Origin of the sequence: Herbaspirillum sp. VT-16-41 (assembly GCF_001994935.1) — a bacterium.
Lineage (GTDB): Bacteria > Pseudomonadota > Gammaproteobacteria > Burkholderiales > Burkholderiaceae_D > Herbaspirillum > Herbaspirillum frisingense.
Genome location: NZ_MUXB01000106.1, coordinates 1 through 19332, shown reverse-complemented (window position 1 = coordinate 19332; position 19332 = coordinate 1). Strand labels below are relative to the sequence as shown.

Sequence of the window (19332 nt, the reverse complement as noted above, 5' to 3'; positions counted from 1 at the left end):
AGGTGATCCAGGGGCGATACAATGCCGCATTGTAAGGCCAAGCCGACGGCGCTTGCCGAGGCGCACGCAACCGGCTACATTCTGCACCGCAGAAGAAGGCGCGCCCGGCGGGTCGTCTCTTTGCCACAGAATCAGATCTTCACCGCATTTCAACAGGAGTACGTTTTGCTCGCCATCATCCTCGCCGCCGGCTGGCCGATCTGGCCTTTGCTGATCGCTTCCATCATCGGCCTGGCGCTGGTCATCGAAAGACTGGTCTATCTGCGCCGCCCGCGCATCCTGCCGCCGGACCTGCTGGGGGAGGTGGTACGGGTCTATCAGAGCGGTCGCGTCAACGACGACGTGATCGACAAGCTGGAACAGAATTCGCCGCTGGGCCAGGTGCTGGCTGCCGGTCTGCGCAATGTCGACGCCCCGCGCGAAGTCATGAAGGAAGCCATCGAAGAAGCCGGCCAGGCCGCCGCGCACCGGCTGGAGCGCTTCCTGACCACGCTGGGTACCATCGCCTCGCTGGCACCGCTGATGGGCCTGTTCGGTACCGTGGTGGGCATGATCGAGATCTTCGCCTCGCAGAATGCGGTCGGCACCAACCCGGCGCAACTGGCGCACGGTATCTCCATTGCGCTCTACAACACCGGGTTTGGTCTGGCCATCGCCATGCCGGCGCTGGTGTTCTACCGCCACTTCCGGGCCCAGGTGGATGGCTTCGTGGTGGACATGGAGCAGCAGGCCGTGAAGTTCGTGGACATCGTGCACGACGTGCGCCGTTGATTGCGCGGAGCCGACCATGAACTTCCGCAAGGGCCGTCCCCGCGAAGACCTGGAGATCAACCTGATCCCCTTCATCGATGTGCTGCTGGTGATCGTGATCTTCCTGATGGTGACCACCACCTACAGCAAGTTCACCGCGTTGCAGGTCACCCTGCCCACGGCCGATGCCCAGAAGGCGCTGGAGCAGCCCTTCGAGATCAACATCGCCATCGATGCCAGCGGGCGCTATGCGATCAACAACAAGCGCATCCCGGCACGTGATGCGCAGGGGCTCGCCGAGGAAATGCAGGCCGCCATGCAGGCCAGCGGCAGCCAGCGCGACCCGGTCATCATCATCAATGCCGACGCACTGGCCACGCACCAGACCGTGGTCAACGTGATGGAGGCAGCGCGTCTGGCGGGGTATCCCAAGCTGACCTTTGCGGCGCAGTCCAGCAGCAAGTGATTTATCCACAGGCTTTTGTTTGCCGACGTGGCGCCAGGGCCTTGGCCTTGGCGCCACGCTTTTCTTGATGACGGATTGAAACCATGGCCGATTCCAGGCCCACTGCCGAAGCCATCCTGAGCCGCGCCTGGCAATCTCGTGGCGTGCTGGCCTGCGCGCTGTGGCCGCTGTCGCTGCTGTTCGGCGGCCTGGCGGCGTTGCGCCGGCTGCTCTTTGCGCTGGGCATCAAGCGCGCCGAGCGCCTGCCGGTACCGGTGATCGTGGTGGGTAATGTCTTCGTCGGCGGGACCGGCAAGACGCCTTTTGCGATCTGGCTGATCGAGGCGCTGCGGGCGGCCGGTTTGCATCCGGGCGTGATTTCGCGTGGCTATGGAGGAGGCAACGGTACCGGGCAGACCCTGGAGGTCAGCCCCGAGGCCGCGGCGTCGCAGGTCGGTGATGAGCCGCTGCTGATCGCCCAGCGTACCGGCGTGCCGCTGGTGGTCGGGCGGCGCCGGGTTGCGGCGGCGCGCAGCCTGCTGGCGGCGCACCCGGAGGTGGATGTGATCATCTCCGACGACGGGCTGCAGCATTACGCACTGGGGCGCGATATCGAGATCGTCCTCTCCGATGCACGGGGCGTGGGCAATGGCTGGCTGTTGCCGGCCGGCCCCTTGCGCGAGCCGGCTTCGCGCCGGCGTGATTTCTCGGTGCTCAATGTTGGCTTGCAGGGCAAGGCTCCGGCCGGTGTGCATGCCATGCGCCTGCAGGCTGACGAGGCCGTGCAACTGGCGCCACCGCAGGCGCGCAAGCCATTGGCACAGATGGGCGAGGGCGGGGTGCGCCTGGCAGCGGTGGCCGGCATCGGCAATCCCGAGCGCTTTTTCGCCACGCTGGAAGGGGCCGGCCTGAGCTTTGCCCGCCACCCCTTGCCTGACCATTACGACTTCGCCATCGATCCCTTTGCAGGCCTTGCCGCCGATGTCATCCTGATCACGGAAAAGGATGCAGTAAAATGCAGGGCTATCGAGGCCATCCGAAACGACCCGCGTATCTGGGTCGTGCCCGTAACAGCGCGCATCGACGGCGCGCTGGCTGAACATATAGTGGAGAAACTCCGTGAACGCCCGACTGCTTGATATCCTGGTTTGCCCCATCTGCAAAGGTCCCCTGGACTACGACAAGAAAGCCCAGGAACTGATCTGCAAGGCAGACAAGCTGGCCTACCCCATCCGTGACGGCATCCCCATCATGTGGGCCGATGAAGCACGTGAACTGGGCGCTGCGCCTGCGGCTGCTTCAGGTACTTCCGTGCCGCCGGCTCCGGCAGCCTGATCCCGATTTTCCCTTCCTGCTGCGGCTGATCCCATGACCTTCACCGTCATCATCCCGGCGCGCCTGGCTTCCACGCGCCTGCCCAACAAGCCCCTGGCCGACCTCGGCGGCAAGCCGATGATCGTGCGGGTGGCCGAGCGTGCGGCCCTGTCCGGTGCCGCACGCATCATCGTGGCCACCGATCACCACGACATCCATGCCGCCTGCCAGGCGCATGGCGTGGAGGTGGCGATGACCCGCGCCGACCATCCCTCCGGCACCGACCGCATCGCCGAGGTGGCCGCCGCCATGGACCTGGCCGAGGATGCCGTGGTGGTCAACGTGCAGGGCGACGAACCGCTGATCGATCCCGGCCTGATCGCCGCCACCGCCGCTCACATCAAGTCCGGCGTGCCCATGGCCACGGCTGCGCATGCCATCGAGAGCGCCGCCGATGCCTTCAATCCCAATGTGGTCAAGGTGGTGCTGAACAAGGAAGGCTGCGCCATGTATTTTTCGCGGGCCACCATTCCCTGGCATCGCGATGCCTTCGCCCAATCGCGCGAGGTGTTGCCGGACGCCAGCGGCCCTGATCACGCCAACGAATACGTACCGCTGCGCCATATCGGGCTGTATGCCTACAGCAACCGCTTCCTGCAGCTCTATCCCACGCTCACGCCGGCCCCGCTGGAACGCATCGAGGCGCTGGAGCAGCTGCGCGTGCTGTGGCACGGCCATGCGATTGCCGTGCATGTCACTTCGCTGGTGCCGGAAGCCGGCGTCGATACGCCCGAGGACCTGTTGCGCGTGCGCAAGCATTTCGAGGCCCCGCCCGACAGTGCCCTGGTGCAAAGCATCTCCGCACTCTGATGTGAAGACAGGCAGCCATCCTGGCATGATCCGGCGCAAGGCTGGCCGGTGCCGCTTGCTGTAAGTTCCCTGTCAAGCTGACACGACACAATCAGGGCCGGGAGACTGCTTAAAAATCAGGCGTTTGTCATGGTTTGGTAAGATTTTGTGGTAAGTTTCGTCCCGGAGCTGACGCAAACGGCGCGCAAACAAGCTGCATAACCGTGTAGATGGCAGGCATCCTCTGTCATCCCGTCGCAAAAGAATTCAAGCATTCAAATTTTCAAAAACCTCAATTTAGGAAACCCTATGCGCCTCATCCTTTTAGGAGCGCCTGGTGCCGGTAAAGGCACGCAAGCCACTTTTATCAAGGAAAAATTCAACATTCCGCAGATCTCCACCGGCGACATGCTGCGTGCTGCGGTGGCGGCGGGTACCGAGCTGGGTATCGCCGCCAAGAAGGTGATGGATGCGGGCGGTCTGGTTTCCGACGACATCATCATCGGCCTGGTCAAGGACCGTCTGCAACAGCCGGATTGCGCCAACGGTTACCTGTTCGACGGCTTCCCGCGCACCACCCGTCAGGCTGACGCCATGAAGGAAGCCGGCGTGGCCATCGACTACGTGCTGGAAATCGACGTCCCCGACAGCGCCATCGTCGAGCGCATGAGCGGCCGTCGCGTGCACCCGGGTTCGGGCCGCAGCTACCACGTCAAGTTCAACCCGCCCAAGGTCGAGGGCAAGGATGACATCACCGGCGAAGCGCTGGTCCAGCGCGACGACGACAAGGAAGAAACCGTCAAGAAGCGCCTGTCGGTCTATCATGACCAGACCGAAGTGCTGCTGGGCTACTACGGCAAGTGGGCCGAATCGGGCCAGCCGGGTGCGCCGAAGTATCGCAAGATCGCCGGCGTGGGTCCGGTGGAAGAAATCAGGGATCGTGCATTTGCCGCCCTGGCGGAGTAAAGTAAAGCGGACTACGGTCCGCTTTTTTTTAGCCTTTTGAAGGCTGACACAAAGAGCGGAAGAGCTCGAAAACTAACAAATCGATAGATCGCGGCAGATCGCGGTCCATCGGCGAGGTCAATCGGCGAGGTCGATCGGAATTGGTCGCCGCCCGCACCCGCCCGAGGGTGGGGCGGTTGCAGCCCCGGCAAGCACAACAACTCCAATGAGAAGGGCGACGTAATTTGCAGGCGCAGTATCGGCGGTGATGCGTGGGTGACAGGGCAGCGATGTCCGATCCGGGCGCCACGGCGGATGTTCGTGATTGTTGATGAGTCGTGATAACAAAAGGAGATAAAGATGGCACTTGCCCTGTGGTTTGCCATTGCCTGCGGCATTGTCGCGGTGATCTATGGCCTCGTCTCGCGTAGCTGGATTCTCAAGCAGGACCCCGGCAACCCCCGCATGCAGGAAATCGCACTGGCCATCCAGCAGGGCGCGGCGGCCTACCTGGCGCGGCAGTACCGCACCATCGCCATGGTGGGCGTGGTGCTGCTGATCGTCATTGCCCTCATCCCCGGACTGGGCTGGCTGACCGCCGTCGGCTTCCTGCTGGGGGCGGTGCTGTCGGGCGCCTGCGGCTTCATCGGCATGAATGTCTCGGTGCGGGCCAACGTGCGCACCGCCCAGGCGGCCACGCGGGGCATGAACGAGGCGCTCGCCGTGGCATTTCGTGGCGGGGCGATCACCGGGATGCTGGTGGTGGGGCTGGGGCTGCTGGGAGTGTCGCTGTTCTTCTGGGTCCTGTATGTCTATGGACAGGGGCGCGCGGCCAGTCTGCACGACGCCATCCAGCCGCTGATCGGGCTGGCTTTCGGGGCCTCGCTCATTTCCATCTTCGCCCGCCTGGGCGGGGGGATCTTCACCAAGGGCGCCGATGTGGGCGCCGACTTGGTGGGCAAGGTCGAGGCCGGCATTCCCGAGGACGATCCGCGCAATCCTGCCGTGATCGCCGATAACGTCGGCGACAACGTGGGCGACTGCGCCGGCATGGCGGCCGACCTCTTCGAGACCTACGTGGTCACGCTGATCGCCACCATGCTGCTGGGTACCCTGGTGCTGCAGGGCATGGAGACGCTGGCCGTGCTGTATCCGCTGGCGCTGGGCGGGGTGTCGATCCTGGCCTCCATCGTCGGCTGCGCGATGGTCAAGGCGCAGCCGGGCAAGAAGATCATGTCGGCGCTCTATACCGGCTTGTGGTGGTCGGCCGGGCTGTCGCTGGTGGGCTTTGCGCTGGTCACCTGGCTGCTGCTGCCGCCCGAATTGCGCGCGCCGCTGATGGGCGCGGCGGTGGTGGGCATCGTGCTGACCGGCCTGATGGTCTATATCACCGAGTACTACACCGGCACCGACTTCAAGCCGGTGCGCCATATCGCCGAGGCCTCCACCACCGGGCATGGCACCAACATCATCGCCGGGCTGGGTGTGTCGATGAAGTCGACCGCCTATCCGGTGCTGGCGGTGTGCGCGGCGATCCTGGTGTCGTACTGGCTGGCGGGCCTGTATGGCATTGCCATCGCGGCAACCGCCATGCTGTCCATGGCTGGCATCGTGGTGGCGCTGGATGCCTATGGCCCCATCACCGACAATGCCGGCGGCATCGCCGAGATGTCCGGCCTGCCTGACTCGGTGCGGGCCATCACCGATCCGCTGGATGCGGTGGGCAATACCACCAAGGCCGTTACCAAGGGCTATGCCATCGGTTCGGCTGGGCTGGCGGCGCTGGTGCTGTTCGCCGATTACACGCATGCGCTGGAATCGGTGGGGAAGACGGCCAGCTTCGACCTCTCCAGTCCGGCGGTGATCATCGGGCTGTTCATCGGCGGCCTGATTCCCTACCTGTTCGGCGCGATGGCGATGGAAGCGGTGGGGCGGGCGGCTGGCGCGGTGGTGGTCGAGGTGCGGCGCCAGTTCAGCGAGATCAAGGGCATCATGGATGGCAGCGGACGGCCGGAATACGACAAAGCGGTCGACATGCTGACCTCGTCGGCCATCCGCGAGATGATCCTGCCATCGCTCCTGCCGGTGATCGTGCCGATCCTGGTGGGCCTGCTGCTGGGGGCCTCGGCGCTGGGTGGCCTGCTGATGGGCACCATCGTCACCGGCCTGTTCGTGGCGATCTCGATGACCACCGGTGGCGGCGCCTGGGACAACGCCAAGAAATACATCGAAGACGGTCATCACGGCGGCAAGGGTTCCGATGCCCACAAGGCGGCAGTCACCGGTGACACCGTGGGTGACCCCTACAAGGACACGGCCGGACCGGCGGTCAATCCGCTGATCAAGATCATCAACATCGTGGCGCTGCTGCTGGTGCCGCTGTTGCCGAACATGCCGAACTGAACCGGTCTGCAGTCGTGCAATTGTCGCCGCGCGGATAGTCGGGGCGCGGCGGCCTGCGCATAATCTCCGCCACCACGGAATCGCCATGCCGGGCAGACATTGCCAGGCCGGCCGATCCGTCAAATAATGCTGCCTGAGGCATCACCTCATCATCAGGCCACGGCGACCCGGGCCATCCATCCGGGCCAGCGAGATAAAAAACAGGAGACTCCATGCGTATCGAAGGAAATGTTTTCATCGTCACCGGCGCTGCATCCGGTCTGGGCGCGGCCACTGCGCGCATGATCGCCGCCGCCGGCGGCAAGCCGGTGCTGGCCGACCTGAACCAGGAAACCGGCAGCGCGCTGGCGCAGGAACTGGGCGGCATCTTCGTGCGTTGCGATGTCAGTTCGGAGGACGATGCACAGGCAGTGGTGCAGGCCGCGCAAGCGCTGGGCAGCCTGCGCGGCCTGATCAATTGTGCCGGCATCGCTCCGGCCGAAAAGCTGATCGGCAAGAACGGCCCGCATACCATGGCGCTGTTCATGAAGACGCTCAACATCAACCTGATCGGCAGCTTCAACATGGCGCGCTTCGCGGCCGACGCCATGGCCAAGGGCGAGGCGCTGGCGGAGGGCGAGCGCGGCATCATCATCCACACCGCCTCGGTGGCGGCGTATGACGGCCAGATCGGGCAGACCGCCTATTCGGCCTCCAAGGGCGCCATCGTGGCGATGACCTTGCCGATGGCGCGTGATCTGTCGCGCAGCGGTATCCGGGTCATGACCATTGCACCGGGCATCTTCGAAACGCCGATGATGCTGGCCATGCCGCAGGAAGTGCTGGACTCGCTGGGCCAGGCCGTGCCCTTCCCGCCGCGTCTGGGGCGCGCCACCGAATACGCCCAACTGGCCAGGAGCATCATCGAGAACGTGATGTTGAACGGCGAGACCATCCGTCTGGATGGGGCCATCCGCATGCCGCCCAAATAGGCCGCATTTCCCCGCCAATTCTCTTGTCCACAGCGCGGGCGCTGCTGATAAGCTGCCCGCATGGAGACAATGGAACATAAAACAGGCTTGATCCTGACCGGCGGCGGCGCACGGGCGGCCTATCAGGTGGGCGTGCTCAATGCGCTCTCGATGATCCTGCTCGAAGCCGGCTGGCCGGTACACAGCAATCCCTTCCCCATCATCTGCGGCACGTCGGCCGGTGCCATCAACGGTACCGCGCTGGCCTGCCGCGCCGATGATTTCGGCGAGGCCGTGCGCGAGCTGATGGCGGTATGGAGCAACTTCCAGGTGGAGCAGGTCTACCGCGCCGATTCACTGGGTGTGATCCGCTCCGGGGCGCGCTGGCTGTCGCTGTTCTCGTTCGGCTGGCTGCTGCGCAAGTGGCGCGCCAACCCGCCCAACTCCCTGCTGGACAACACGCCCCTGGTGAGCATGCTGCATCGCCTGCTGGACTTGCCGCGTCTGGATGCCGCGCTGGCGGAAGGACAGCTGCATGCGCTGGCGGTGACCGCCTCGTCCTATACCAGTGGCCAGCACATCACCTTCTATCAATGCGCCGAGGAAATCGAACCCTGGCGGCGCACGCAGCGTCTGGCCATCCGCGACCAGATCGGCATCGACCATCTGTTGGCCTCGTCGGCGATTCCCTTCATCTTCCCGGCCATTCCCGTGTATATCGACGGGCGCTGCGAATACTGCGGCGATGGTTCCATGCGCCAGATCGCACCGATCTCGCCGGCCATCCACCTGGGCGCGACCAAGGTACTCATCATCGGCGCCGGCCGCATGGGCGAGAAAGGCGAGCAGGCGCCCACCAACACGCCGCACTATCCCAGCCTGGCGCAGGTGGCAGGGCATGCGATGTCGGGCATCTTCCTGGATGGCCTGTCGGCCGACATCGAACGCATCAACCGGGTCAACCAGACCCTCTCGGTGTTGAACGAGGAGCAGCGTCGCCACACGCCCTTGAAACCCATCCGTACCCTGGTGATCTCGCCCTCGCACCGCATCGACAGCATCGCCAGCCGTCACGTGAGCAGCCTGCCGCGCCCGATCCGCACCATGCTGGGCGGCATCGGCGCGACCGAGGCACGTGGTTCGGCATTGGCGTCCTACCTGTTGTTCGAACAGAGCTTCACCAACGAGTTGATCGCCCTGGGAGAGAGCGATACCTACGCCAAGCGCGAGGAAGTGCTGGCCTTTTTTGAACCGGACACGGCGCAATTGCTCCAAGCCTCTGCCTGATTTGCTGCCGGTCAAGCCCTGGCCCTGCCGTGGTTGCCTAGCTGAAAGCAACAAGTTAATCTACCGGGTGCTGTTGTTTTTAATTGACAAAATTGCAATTCAAAGAATAACCACGGACCACGCAGATGCGAGCTCGATTCATCTCTTCGATATTCATGAAGTACTGGCTGGTGCTGCTCACCGCCCTGATGCTGGCCGCGCCCGTGCATGCACGTGGCCCGGAGCCGGGCGGCCTGCCCGAGGTGAACCTCGACCAGTTGCCGCGCGAGGCCCAGCAGACCATGGCCCTGATCCGCGAGGGCGGGCCTTTCCCGTATGAAAAGGACGGTGCCGTCTTCGGCAATTACGAAGGGGTTTTACCCAGGCAGAAGCGCGGGTATTATCGCGAATACACTGTCAAGACGCCGCGAGCCCGCAACCGGGGCGCCCGACGCATCATCAGTGGCGGGGATCCCAAGTCTTCCGGCGAATACTATTACACGAGCGATCACTACAAGAGCTTCCGCCGGATCCGCGATTGATCGCGGTCAGGCAGCAGGGCAGGGCACCGGGCCCTGTCGCAGCACGCGTGTCAGCCCAGGTCAGCCAGATCAACCACGACAGCCACACAGCCTCGCCTATGGATACTGAAGGGAGAATGAGTTTGTTTAAAACGGTGCCGCCCAATATCGTGCAGTCCATTCGCGCCTTCCGCGTGAACGAGCTGCAGCAGGAGGCCGCGCATCTGGAGCAGCATTTTCTCTATGCCTATTGTGCCGAGGCCGTCACCAAGCAGCAGGTGTTGAGCACCATCGCCAGCGCCTTCCATTTTCCCCGGCATTTCGGCAAGAATTTCGACGCCCTGCATGATTGCCTGACCGACCTGACCCACAAGGCCGGCAAGCAGATCGGCTTCGTCGTGGTGCTGGAGCAACTGCCCAATACCCAGAAGTTCGACAAGGAAGCCCGGGAGACCCTGCTGGACGTGTTCCGCGACGCCGCCGATTACTGGGCCGAAAAGAAGGTGCCGTTCCGGGTTTTCTATTCCTTCCAGTAAATTGCGCAGCAATCCGGGCACATTCCGGCACATTCGGGGTACATCCGGATAAACCATTTACGCCACGCTCTGCCTTTCGCATTGTGAAAAACGGCGGCAGCCGGGCCGGCAGCAGGTACAATGCGACCCCATGAGAAGCATCGTCATCCTGATTTCCGGACGGGGCAGCAATATGGAAGCCATCGTCCGTGCCGCACAGGCCGAGCGGTGGCCTGCCAGAATCGCCGCCGTCATCAGCAATCGCGCTGATGCCAGCGGCCTGGAATTCGCCGCCCGGCACGGTATCGCCACCGCCGTCATCGCCAATCGCGACTATCCCACGCGTGATCTGTTCGACGCCGCACTGCGCGATCGCATCGATGCGTTTGCCCCTGACCTGGTGGTCCTGGCCGGCTTCATGCGCATCTTGACGGCGCCTTTCGTGGACCATTACCAGGGCCGCATGCTCAACATCCATCCGTCCCTGCTGCCCAGTTTTCCGGGCCTGGCGACGCACCGGCAGGCCCTGGCCGCCGGCGTGAAGCTGCATGGCGCCACGGTGCATTTCGTCACGCCCGATCTCGACCACGGCCCCATCGTGGCCCAGGCGGCCGTGCCGGTGCTGGAAGAGGACAGCGAGGAAACGCTGGCCCAGCGCGTGCTGGAACAGGAACATGCGATCTATCCGCGCGCCGTGCGCTGGTTCATCGACGGCCGCCTGACACTGGAAGGCGCCCGCGTGCGCCTGACGGGCGCGGCCTGAATTGCCTGCCGGCCGGGCCGGCCTGCGCATCACTTATCTTGAATTGAAACTGAAGGACCTAGCATGAGATTGCCTCCCGCGATCATTCCCCATACCGAAGAACTGCTGCGCGAAGTGCTGCGCTTCACCGGCCCCGCCGACGTGACGCTGTCGCGTTATTTCCGCGACAACCCGCGCCTGGGCAGCCGCGAGCGCGGCGTCATCGCCGAGGCCGTCTATGGCCTGCTGCGCAACAAGACGGTGCTGACCAACTTCGCCGAGTCCGGCATCGGTCCGATGATGCGCCGCCTGGCCCTGCTGGGCCTGGCCGATGCTGTCGGTGCCGAATCCATCGCCGGCCTGCAGGAAGGCGAGGCCGAATGGCTGGAGCGTGTGGCCCAGATCGATCGTACCCAGCTGGCGCCGCAGATGCGCAGCAACCTGCCGCCCTGGCTGTGGGACAAGCTGGTGGCCCGCATGGGCGAGGCGGCTACCCTGGAACTGGCCGACGCCATGAACCGCCCGGCCCCGCTGGACCTGCGCGTGAACACCATCAAGTCGGACCGCGACACCGTCATCGCCGAACTGGCCAAGGCCCCGGTGGCCTGTGAGCCGACCCCGTATTCACCACTGGGCCTGCGCGTGTTCAAGAAACCGGCGCTGCAGAACATCCCGGTGTTCAAGGAAGGCGCCATCGAAGTACAGGATGAAGGCAGCCAGTTGCTGGCCCAGATCGTCGGCGCCAAGCGCGGTGAGATGGTGGTCGATTTCTGTGCCGGCGCCGGTGGCAAGACCCTGGCCCTGGGTGCGCTGATGCGCAATACCGGTCGCCTGTATGCCTTCGACGTGTCCGAAAAGCGCCTGGCCAAGCTCAAGCCGCGCCTGGCGCGCAGTGGCCTGTCCAACGTGCACCCGGTGGTGATTGCCCACGAGAACGACGCCAAGGTCAAGCGCCTGGCCGGCAAGCTCGATCGCGTGCTGGTCGATGCGCCCTGCAGCGGCCTGGGCACCCTGCGTCGCAACCCCGACATGAAATGGCGCCAGTCCGTGGAAACCCTGGGCGAGATGCGCGCCAAGCAGGGCTCCATCCTGGCCAGCGCCGCCCGCCTGGTGCGCCCGGGTGGTCGCCTGGTGTATGGCACCTGCAGCATCCTGGAAGAAGAGAACGACGAAGTCATCGCCGACTTCCTGCAGTCGCACCCGGATTTCATCCTGCGTCCGATGAGCGAGGTCCTGGCCGAGCAGAAGATTGCGCTGGACATGGGCGACTACCTGAAGTTGCTGCCGCACCTGCATCAGACCGACGGCTTCTTTGCGGCCGTGCTGGAGCGTCGCGCGGCATGAAGCGCATGATGGGCATGATGCGCCTGGCTTCTGTGCCGATCCTGACGGCCGGGCTGCTGCTTGGCCTGGCCGCCATCCGCAGCGCCCAGGCCAGGGAATCCCTGCCGCCACCGCCCGTGGTGGCCGCGCAGGGCACGATCCAGTCGGCCTTCGCTCCCTGGGACGACATCGAAGCCCTGATCGTCAGCCAGCTTGACGGCGCCCGTCGCCAGATACTGGTGCAAGCCTATCTGCTGACCAGCCGGCCCATCACCGACGCCCTGGTGGCCGCCCGCAAGCGCGGCATCGATGTGCGCGTGCTCATGGATGGCGGGCAGCTGGACAAGAACGCCAACGACCGCCTGCGCCAGCTGCGCGGTGCCGGCATCCCGGTCTGGCTGGAGACCGCCTACCGCAATGCCCACAACAAGGTGATCGTCATCGATGCCAGCCTGGCCTCGGCCACGGTGATCACCGGTAGCTATAACTTCACCTGGTCGGCCCAGCACAAGAACGCCGAGAACATCCTGGTCCTGGGCAAGAATCCGCCACTGGCCGCGCGCTACGCCGCCAACTGGCAACGCCACCGGCAGGATGCCGAAGCGGCGCCTTGAAGCGTCGAGCCTGAGCTGACCGTCGACAGCGGCCTTTCATGACCCCATGACCGACCATTTCTTCTCCCTTTTCACTGATCCCAGCCCGGTTGACCTGTTGCGCCAGCTGGTGGTGATCGTCCTCTCGCTGCTGGGCGGTATCGGCCTGTCGCGCTGGCTGCGGGCGCGCTTCGTGCTGCCCTCCGACCAGGAAGAGCAGTCCCTGGTGATGCAGATCGGCGTCAAGAGCTTTGCCCGCGTGCTCTCGCCGCTGCTGGCGCTAGGCCTGCTGACGGCGGCTTACTTCATCCTCAAGCGCGGCGGCCACGGAGTCTCGCTGTGGGAAATCATGTTCCCGCTGGCCGTCGCGCAGGTGGCGATGCGCTTCGTGTTCTATGTATTGCGAGGGATCTTCGTCAAGGACGCCACCGTGGGCGCGCTGCTGCACCTGTCGGAAAAGCTGATCGCGCTGCTGGTCTGGCTGTGCGTGGTGCTGTGGATCACCGGCCTGTGGCCGGACTTCGTCGATTATCTCGATACCACCACGCTGCCGCTGGCGCGCCACAAGGTGTCGCTGCTGACCATGCTGCAGGGCGCGGCCTCGGTGCTGGTGACGCTGATCATCGCCCTCTGGATAGGCACGGTGGTGGAGAACCGGCTGATGAAGTTCAGCGGCATGCACTCCTCGCTGCGCACGGTGGTGGCCCGCATGGCGCGTGCGCTACTGATCCTGATCGCCTTCCTGGTCAGCCTGTCGCTGGTGGGGATCGACCTGACCGTGCTGTCGGTCTTCGGCGGTGCGCTCGGCGTGGGTATCGGTCTGGGCCTGCAGAAGATCGCCAGCAGTTATGTCTCCGGCTTCGTGATCCTGCTGGAACGCAGCATGGTCATCGGCGACATGGTTGCGGTGGAGAAATATTTCGGCAGGGTCACCCAGATCAACTCCCGCTACACCATCCTGGAAGGGCTGGACGGTATCGAGACGGTGTTGCCCAACGAGCTCTTTGTCTCCAATGCGGTACAGAACTATTCCTTGACGCATCGCATTGTACGTTTGTCTACACAAGTTACAATTCTGTACCAGGATGATGTGGAAACGGTCTTGTCCATCATGGAGCAGGCCGCACTTGGGGTAGAGAGAGTCTCCCAGCAGACCGCGCCGCATGCGCTGCTGATCAAGATCGGCGTCGATGGGCTGGACCTGGAGCTGGGGTTCTGGATCACCGATCCTGAAAACGGGCGCCTCAATGTCCTTTCCGACGTCAACCGTGCGATCTGGAAAGCCTTCAAGCAACATGGCATCCAGGTGGCCCATGCCAAGCGCGACATTCGCATCATGGATGAGCGGAGCTTCCGCCAAAGTACGCCCCAGGAAAATCCTGATGGTCCGGAGCCGAAGAATTCGCGTACAATACCCGGCACTTAAAAGAAAATAAAACCATTTTCACGGAACAAGTAATATCCCGATTTGTAGTCCGATAGTTGTTTTCTATTTGGAGTTGTACTGATGACCCTTGATGCGATCCTCGACTTTGTTGCCAACGGCCTGCTGCATGCATCCGGTTGGCAGATTGTCATCTACACACTGGTGATGACCCACATCACCATCGTGGGCGTGACTCTCTACCTGCATCGTTGCCAGGCGCACCGCGCGCTCGAACTGCACGCGATCCCCAGCCACTTCTTCCGTCTGTGGCTGTGGATGACCACCGGCATGGTGACCAAGGAATGGGCTGCCATCCACCGCAAGCACCACGCCAAGTGCGAGACCGAAGAGGACCCGCACAGCCCGCAGACCCGCGGCATCAACAAGGTGATGTGGCAGGGCGCCGAGCTCTACCGCAATGAGTCCAAGAATGCCGAGACCATGGAAAAGTTCGGTCACGGCACCCCGGACGACTGGATTGAGCACAACATCTACAGCAAGTACGGCTGGCAGGGTGTGGGCATCATGCTGATCATCGACGTGCTGCTCTTCGGCGCCATCGGCCTGACGGTCTGGGCCGTGCAGATGGCTTGGATTCCCTTCTGGGCAGCCGGCGTGGTCAACGGCCTGGGTCACTTCTGGGGTTACCGCAACTACGATTGCAATGATGCAGCCACCAACCTGTTCCCGATCGGCATCATCATCGGCGGCGAGGAAATGCACAACAACCACCACACCTTCGGCACCTCGGCCAAGTTCTCGGCCAAGTGGTACGAGTTCGACATCGGCTGGATGTACATCCGCATCCTCGAAACCTTCGGCCTGGCCAAGGTCAAGAAGGTGGCTCCGGTGCCCAAGTTCGATCGCCAGAAGTCCGTGATCGACCTGGATACGCTGCAATCGGTCATTTCCAACCGTTACGACGTGACGGCCAAGTATGCCCGTTCGCTGAAGACCGCCTGGCAGGACGAGCTGGACCACCTGATCGAGAAGGCCAAGCTGGAATCGCGCTTTCTGAAGTCCTCCAAGAAGCTGCTGCAGCGTGAGCCGGGCCGCCTGGAAGATGGTCAGAAGCAGCAATTGTCCGAGCTCTTCGCCCACAGCAAGGCGCTGCAGACCATGCATGAAATGCGCATCGAACTGAGCGCCATCTGGGAGCGTTCGCATTCGACCCGCGAACAGCTGCTGCAGCAACTGCAGGACTGGTGTGCACGTGCCGAAGCCTCGGGCGTGAAGGCCCTGCGCGACTTCGCCCTGCGCCTGCGCAGCTACGCATGATTTTCCAGCCCGGTCAGGCCGGGATGTGAATAAAAAATCCCCGCAGAGCGATCTGCGGGGATTTTTTCTTTGGGCGCCGCTCAGGGATATGAACAATCGTCCGCGCCGGGTTTGGGGCTGCAGCGGTCGTCGCGTCGCTTACCCCGCCAAGGTGGGACGTGGACGTAGCGTCCAATGATGGAGGGCCGGCTGATCTCGCAGCCTTGTGCCCACTGCCGCGCAGGAAAAGCAGTGCTGCCTTCCAGGTGGTGGTCGCCGACCGGCGCCGGGCAATAAAAAACCCGCAGATCGCTCTGCGGGTTTTTTACTGGAATACCCAGAGACCGGGATCAATTACTTGATCTTGGTTTCCTTGTATTCGACGTGCTTGCGCGCCTTGGGATCGAACTTCATGATGCTGATCTTTTCGGGCGTAGTACGCTTGTTCTTGGTGGTGGTGTAGAAGTGACCAGTACCTGCGGTCGACTCCAGTTTGATTTTGTCGCGGCCGGATTTCGCCATGATAGATTTCCTTTACTCTGCTAATTAGACTTTTTCGCCACGAGCACGCAGATCGGCCAGAACGGCATCGATGCCGATCTTGTCGATCACGCGCAGGCCGGCGTTGGACAAACGCAGCGAAACCCAACGGTTCTCGGATTCGACGAAAATGCGGCGATTCTGCAGGTTGGGCAGGAAACGACGCTTGGTCTTGTTGTTTGCATGGGAAACGTTGTTGCCGACCATCGGCCCCTTCCCGGTGACTTGGCAGACACGTGCCATGTGAGACTCCTTAAAAATTTCCGAATTTGGGAAAAACGAGAGTATATGGAAAAAACTCAGATTTTTCAATGACTTGCATAAAACAATTGTGTCTTGCAATTCCTGTTTGATTTAACAATTGGCGGAGGCATTGCGGTCAAGACCTGGGTCATCGGGCTCTCAGCCTTGTTCCATGCGGGTTTGCGGCTGGTCAGGCCTGCCTGCGTCACAGCCGGCCATGGTCGGCGAAGGAGTACACGAGTGTCTCGGCCACCACGAAATGGTCCAGCAGATCCACGTTGATCATCCCCAATGCCTCGTCCAGCGCCTTGGTGAGTTCCAGGTCGGCCTTGCTGGGCTCAGGGTCACCCGAAGGGTGGTTATGGGCCACGATCACCGAGGCGGCATTGTGTCGCAGCGCCGCCTTGACCACTTCGCGCGGGTAGACCGCGGAATGATTGAGCGTGCCGCGAAACAATTCCTCGGTACCGATCAGGTGACCGCGCACATTGAGGAAGAGGGCGACGAAACTTTCACGTTCCTTGCCCTTGAACATCAGCTTCAGGTAGTCGCCTACGGCGCGGCTGGAGTTCATGACCGATCGTTTCTTCAACTGTTCGTGGATCACGCGCCGCGACAGTTCCAGCGCCGCCCGCAACTGGCTGCATTTGGCCGGACCCAGGCCGTCGCCCAGGTCGCTGTTCTTGTGGGCGGCATCGAAGAGTTGATCAAGGGTGCCGAAACGCTGCAGTAGTCCATGGGACAGGTCCATCACGTTCTTGCCGGGGATGCCCACCCGCAGGAAGATTGCCAGAAGTTCGGCGTCCGACAGGGCTGCCGGCCCATGCTGGATCAGGCGTTCGCGTGGCCGTTGGTCCTTGGGCCAGGCTGTCAGGGTCATGCTCATGTCGTTGCTCCTCTAAGAAGATGGAATGAAGATCACGAGGGAGCGGATTTGCGCAGGCGCAAGGACAGGGCAGGGAACTGCATGTGGAACCTCAGCGCCGTGAAGCCTCCAGCGGCGCGCCGGTCCAACGTGGCTTACAATAGCGGGTTCCTGTGCACCTTCGAATACCTGTCATGTCCAGCCCATCCGTCCCCGTCGTCACCGAAAACGCCTATCTCACGCTGCATTACCGCCTGGCTTCGCTGGAGGGGGAAGATATCGTCAGCACCTTCAACGAAAACCCGGCCACGCTGCAATTCGGCCAGGGCCAGTTGGCCCCTTTCCTGGAAGCCTGCCTGCTGGGCCTGCCGGAAGGGGCGCACCAGACCTTCGAACTGGCGCCGGCCCAGGCCTTCGGCGAACGCAGCGATGAACTGGTCCAGCGCATCTCGCGTGCCACGCTGGACGAGAACTCGTCCATGGACGAGCAGTACCGCATCGGTGACCTGGTGGATTTCGCCGCCCCCGGTGGCGGCCGCTTCGCCGGCATCCTGCGTGCAATGGATGATGATGGCGCAATTTTCGACTTCAATCACCCGCTGGCCGGGCAGACGTTGAAGTTCGAGGTGAAAATCATAGGAATCCTGTAAGCGCCTCGATAATTGGCGATACTGCGCTCGCGATGTTTTGAAGAATCAAGGGAATTACCATGACCATGGCTAAAGCCGAATCCGAAATCCTGCTGGCCCAGCCCCGTGGTTTCTGCGCGGGCGTGGACCGCGCCATCGAGATCGTCGAACGCGCCCTGGCGCAGTTCGGCGCCCCCATCTATGTGCGCCATGAGATCGTGCACAACGCCTATGTGGTCAGCGACCTGCGCGCCAAGGGCGCAGTGTTCATCGAGGAACTGGCCGACGTGCCGGCCGGCAGCACTGTCATCTTCTCGGCACACGGCGTGTCCAAGGCGATCCAGGCCGAGGCGGCCGAACGCGGCCTGACCGTGTTCGACGCCACCTGTCCCCTGGTCACCAAGGTGCACATGGAAGTGGCCAAGATGCGCCGCGAAGGGCGCGAGATCATCATGATCGGCCACGCCGGGCACCCCGAAGTCGAAGGCACCATGGGCCAGACCGAAGCCGGCATGCATCTGGTGGAAACGGTGGACGACGTCGCGCGCCTGCAGGTGGCCGACCCGGCGCTGCTGGCCTATGTCTCCCAGACCACGCTGTCGGTGGACGACACGGCCGAGATCATCGCCGCCCTGCGCGAGCGCTTCCCGGCCATCTCCGAACCCAAGAAGGGCGATATCTGCTACGCCACCACCAACCGCCAGGAAGCCGTGAAGTTCATGGCGCCGCAAGTGGACGTGGTGATCGTGGTGGGCAGTCCCAACAGCTCCAACTCCAACCGCCTGCGTGAACTGGCCGAAAAGAAGGGCGTGCCGGCCTTCATGGTCGACAACGCCGCCCTGATCGATCCGCAATGGATCAGCGGCCGCCAGCGCATCGGCGTCACTGCCGGCGCCTCCGCGCCGGAAGTGCTGGTGCAGGCCGTGATCGATCGCATCAAGGAAATCGGTGCCCGCAGCGTCCGTGTGCTGGAGGGGATCGAGGAAAACGTCACCTTCCCCCTGCCCAAGGGCCTGGGCGCGCGCGGCACTGCTGCCGAGACCCACTGAGTACCTGCGAGCTGGCGGCCGTATCGACTGTTGCGGCCCCCACAACCGCCACAACCGCTCCAACCGCCCCCAGGCTTGCTGACGCAAGCCTTTTTTATTGGGAATGTGCCTTGCCGGAGCCTGTGGCAGATTTGCCCTATGGTTCAATGGTCTTACCGCGATTTCTTGTGTAACAGCCGATTGTTTGTGCGCGATTGTTGGCCGCTTCTGCGTATAATTCCGCACCATTATCGACACGCCGCCCAAAAGGCGGCTCCCGCGCAAGCCCTCTCCAAAGAGGGCGGAGCGCCGCAAATGCGGCGCAACCAGAGACAGGGAGACACCACCATGCAAGTCCATCTGCCTACCGGCGCGCGCCGGTGCATCCGGTCCCGGCCGCCCAGTTGCCGCTCCGGTGGCGCTTCCTGGTCCAGCCCCCGCCGCCCTGGCGGCGACAGCAGCTGATCCCCACTTCATTTCCTCCCGAATCCGACGACTGTTTCGACGGTGCGCTATCGCCTTTTATAGGAAAGGTGATAACGCTATCCCGAACGCCGGGAACGGATTTTGCTAATCGACATGCTTTCGCGCGGTGTCCGCTTTGGTGCAGACCTGCGTGTTTTTATTGTTTCAATTTAGATCGAAGAGTTATTCATGGACATTTTCATCCAGCAGATCATCAACGGATTGGTGCTAGGCAGCATGTACGCACTGATCGCCCTGGGCTA

At 62.9% G+C, this 19332-nt stretch carries 21 protein-coding genes; 18 read left to right on the top strand and 3 right to left on the bottom strand.

Annotated features, from left to right (window positions below; translation table 11 throughout):
- The first annotated feature begins 165 nt into the window (after positions 1 to 165).
- The 16 genes from BTM36_RS12605 (at position 166) to BTM36_RS12530 (ending at position 15320) form a co-directional block, all read left to right on the top strand.
- Positions 166 to 771 carry a MotA/TolQ/ExbB proton channel family protein gene (locus tag BTM36_RS12605; RefSeq protein ID WP_006463747.1) on the top strand — a complete coding sequence of 202 codons (606 nt, stop codon included), beginning with the start codon at positions 166 to 168 and terminating at the stop codon, positions 769 to 771.
- A gap of 16 nt (positions 772 to 787) precedes the next feature.
- Positions 788 to 1216 carry a biopolymer transporter ExbD gene (locus BTM36_RS12600; protein WP_077236538.1) on the top strand — a complete coding sequence of 143 codons (429 nt, stop codon included), beginning with the start codon at positions 788 to 790 and terminating at the stop codon, positions 1214 to 1216.
- 83 nt (positions 1217 to 1299) lie between these two features.
- The gene (lpxK, locus tag BTM36_RS12595; protein ID WP_077236537.1) at positions 1300 to 2334 is read left to right on the top strand and encodes a tetraacyldisaccharide 4'-kinase; all 1035 of its coding nucleotides are present in this window, start codon (positions 1300 to 1302) and stop codon (positions 2332 to 2334) included.
- On the top strand, positions 2315 to 2530 hold the full coding sequence (locus BTM36_RS12590; protein ID WP_077236536.1) for a Trm112 family protein: 216 nt from the start codon (positions 2315 to 2317) through the stop codon (positions 2528 to 2530). Before lpxK ends, BTM36_RS12590 begins: the two co-directional genes overlap by 20 nt.
- Before the next feature lie 33 nt (positions 2531 to 2563).
- A complete protein-coding gene (gene kdsB, locus BTM36_RS12585) occupies positions 2564 to 3379 on the top strand; it encodes a 3-deoxy-manno-octulosonate cytidylyltransferase (RefSeq protein WP_077236535.1) in 816 nt (271 codons plus the stop codon).
- Between the two features lie 288 nt (positions 3380 to 3667).
- Positions 3668 to 4324, top strand: a complete 657-nt coding sequence (gene adk / locus BTM36_RS12580; protein ID WP_006463742.1) for an adenylate kinase — start codon at positions 3668 to 3670, stop codon at positions 4322 to 4324.
- Positions 4325 to 4663: 339 nt separating this feature from the next.
- The gene (locus BTM36_RS12575) at positions 4664 to 6706 is read left to right on the top strand and encodes a sodium-translocating pyrophosphatase (protein WP_174616848.1); all 2043 of its coding nucleotides are present in this window, start codon (positions 4664 to 4666) and stop codon (positions 6704 to 6706) included.
- 212 nt (positions 6707 to 6918) lie between these two features.
- A complete protein-coding gene (locus BTM36_RS12570) occupies positions 6919 to 7677 on the top strand; it encodes an SDR family NAD(P)-dependent oxidoreductase (protein WP_077236533.1) in 759 nt (252 codons plus the stop codon).
- A gap of 60 nt (positions 7678 to 7737) precedes the next feature.
- Positions 7738 to 8943 carry a patatin-like phospholipase family protein gene (locus BTM36_RS12565; protein WP_077236532.1) on the top strand — a complete coding sequence of 402 codons (1206 nt, stop codon included), beginning with the start codon at positions 7738 to 7740 and terminating at the stop codon, positions 8941 to 8943.
- A gap of 125 nt (positions 8944 to 9068) precedes the next feature.
- Positions 9069 to 9464: a ribonuclease domain-containing protein gene (locus BTM36_RS12560; RefSeq protein ID WP_039875565.1), complete on the top strand. Its 396-nt coding sequence runs from the start codon at positions 9069 to 9071 to the stop codon at positions 9462 to 9464.
- Between the two features lie 47 nt (positions 9465 to 9511).
- A complete protein-coding gene (locus tag BTM36_RS12555) occupies positions 9512 to 9979 on the top strand; it encodes a barstar family protein (protein ID WP_254426992.1) in 468 nt (155 codons plus the stop codon).
- Between the two features lie 130 nt (positions 9980 to 10109).
- Positions 10110 to 10721: a phosphoribosylglycinamide formyltransferase gene (purN, locus tag BTM36_RS12550; protein ID WP_006463736.1), complete on the top strand. Its 612-nt coding sequence runs from the start codon at positions 10110 to 10112 to the stop codon at positions 10719 to 10721.
- Positions 10722 to 10784: 63 nt separating this feature from the next.
- Positions 10785 to 12044, top strand: coding sequence for an RsmB/NOP family class I SAM-dependent RNA methyltransferase (locus BTM36_RS12545; protein WP_077236531.1), 1260 nt, complete (start codon positions 10785 to 10787; stop codon positions 12042 to 12044).
- Complete coding sequence (locus BTM36_RS12540) at positions 12041 to 12637, top strand: phospholipase D family protein (protein WP_174616847.1); 597 nt, start codon at positions 12041 to 12043, stop codon at positions 12635 to 12637. The genes BTM36_RS12545 and BTM36_RS12540 overlap by 4 nt, the downstream gene beginning before the upstream one ends.
- A 46-nt stretch (positions 12638 to 12683) precedes the next feature.
- Entirely contained in the window at positions 12684 to 14042 is a 1359-nt protein-coding gene (locus BTM36_RS12535; protein WP_077236530.1) for a mechanosensitive ion channel family protein, read from the top strand.
- A gap of 81 nt (positions 14043 to 14123) precedes the next feature.
- Positions 14124 to 15320, top strand: coding sequence for an acyl-CoA desaturase (locus BTM36_RS12530; protein ID WP_006463732.1), 1197 nt, complete (start codon positions 14124 to 14126; stop codon positions 15318 to 15320).
- Positions 15321 to 15653: 333 nt separating this feature from the next.
- On the opposite strand, the gene rpmG is transcribed toward BTM36_RS12530, so the two are convergent.
- The 3 genes from rpmG to radC all read right to left on the bottom strand — a co-directional run bounded on the left by rpmG (position 15654) and on the right by radC (position 16968).
- Positions 15654 to 15821, bottom strand: coding sequence for a 50S ribosomal protein L33 (gene rpmG / locus BTM36_RS12525; protein WP_006463731.1), 168 nt, complete (start codon positions 15819 to 15821; stop codon positions 15654 to 15656).
- 24 nt (positions 15822 to 15845) lie between these two features.
- A complete protein-coding gene (gene rpmB / locus BTM36_RS12520; RefSeq protein WP_006463730.1) occupies positions 15846 to 16082 on the bottom strand; it encodes a 50S ribosomal protein L28 in 237 nt (78 codons plus the stop codon).
- A 205-nt stretch (positions 16083 to 16287) separates the two neighbouring features.
- Positions 16288 to 16968, bottom strand: a complete 681-nt coding sequence (gene radC / locus BTM36_RS12515; RefSeq protein ID WP_077236529.1) for a DNA repair protein RadC — start codon at positions 16966 to 16968, stop codon at positions 16288 to 16290.
- Between the two features lie 173 nt (positions 16969 to 17141).
- Here radC and BTM36_RS12510 point away from each other — a divergent pair, with 173 nt between their 5' ends.
- Both BTM36_RS12510 and ispH read left to right on the top strand, forming a co-directional pair.
- Positions 17142 to 17597, top strand: coding sequence for a peptidylprolyl isomerase (locus tag BTM36_RS12510; RefSeq protein ID WP_006463728.1), 456 nt, complete (start codon positions 17142 to 17144; stop codon positions 17595 to 17597).
- 59 nt (positions 17598 to 17656) lie between these two features.
- Positions 17657 to 18625 carry a 4-hydroxy-3-methylbut-2-enyl diphosphate reductase gene (gene ispH, locus BTM36_RS12505; protein WP_077236528.1) on the top strand — a complete coding sequence of 323 codons (969 nt, stop codon included), beginning with the start codon at positions 17657 to 17659 and terminating at the stop codon, positions 18623 to 18625.
- Positions 18626 to 19332: the final 707 nt, after the last annotated feature.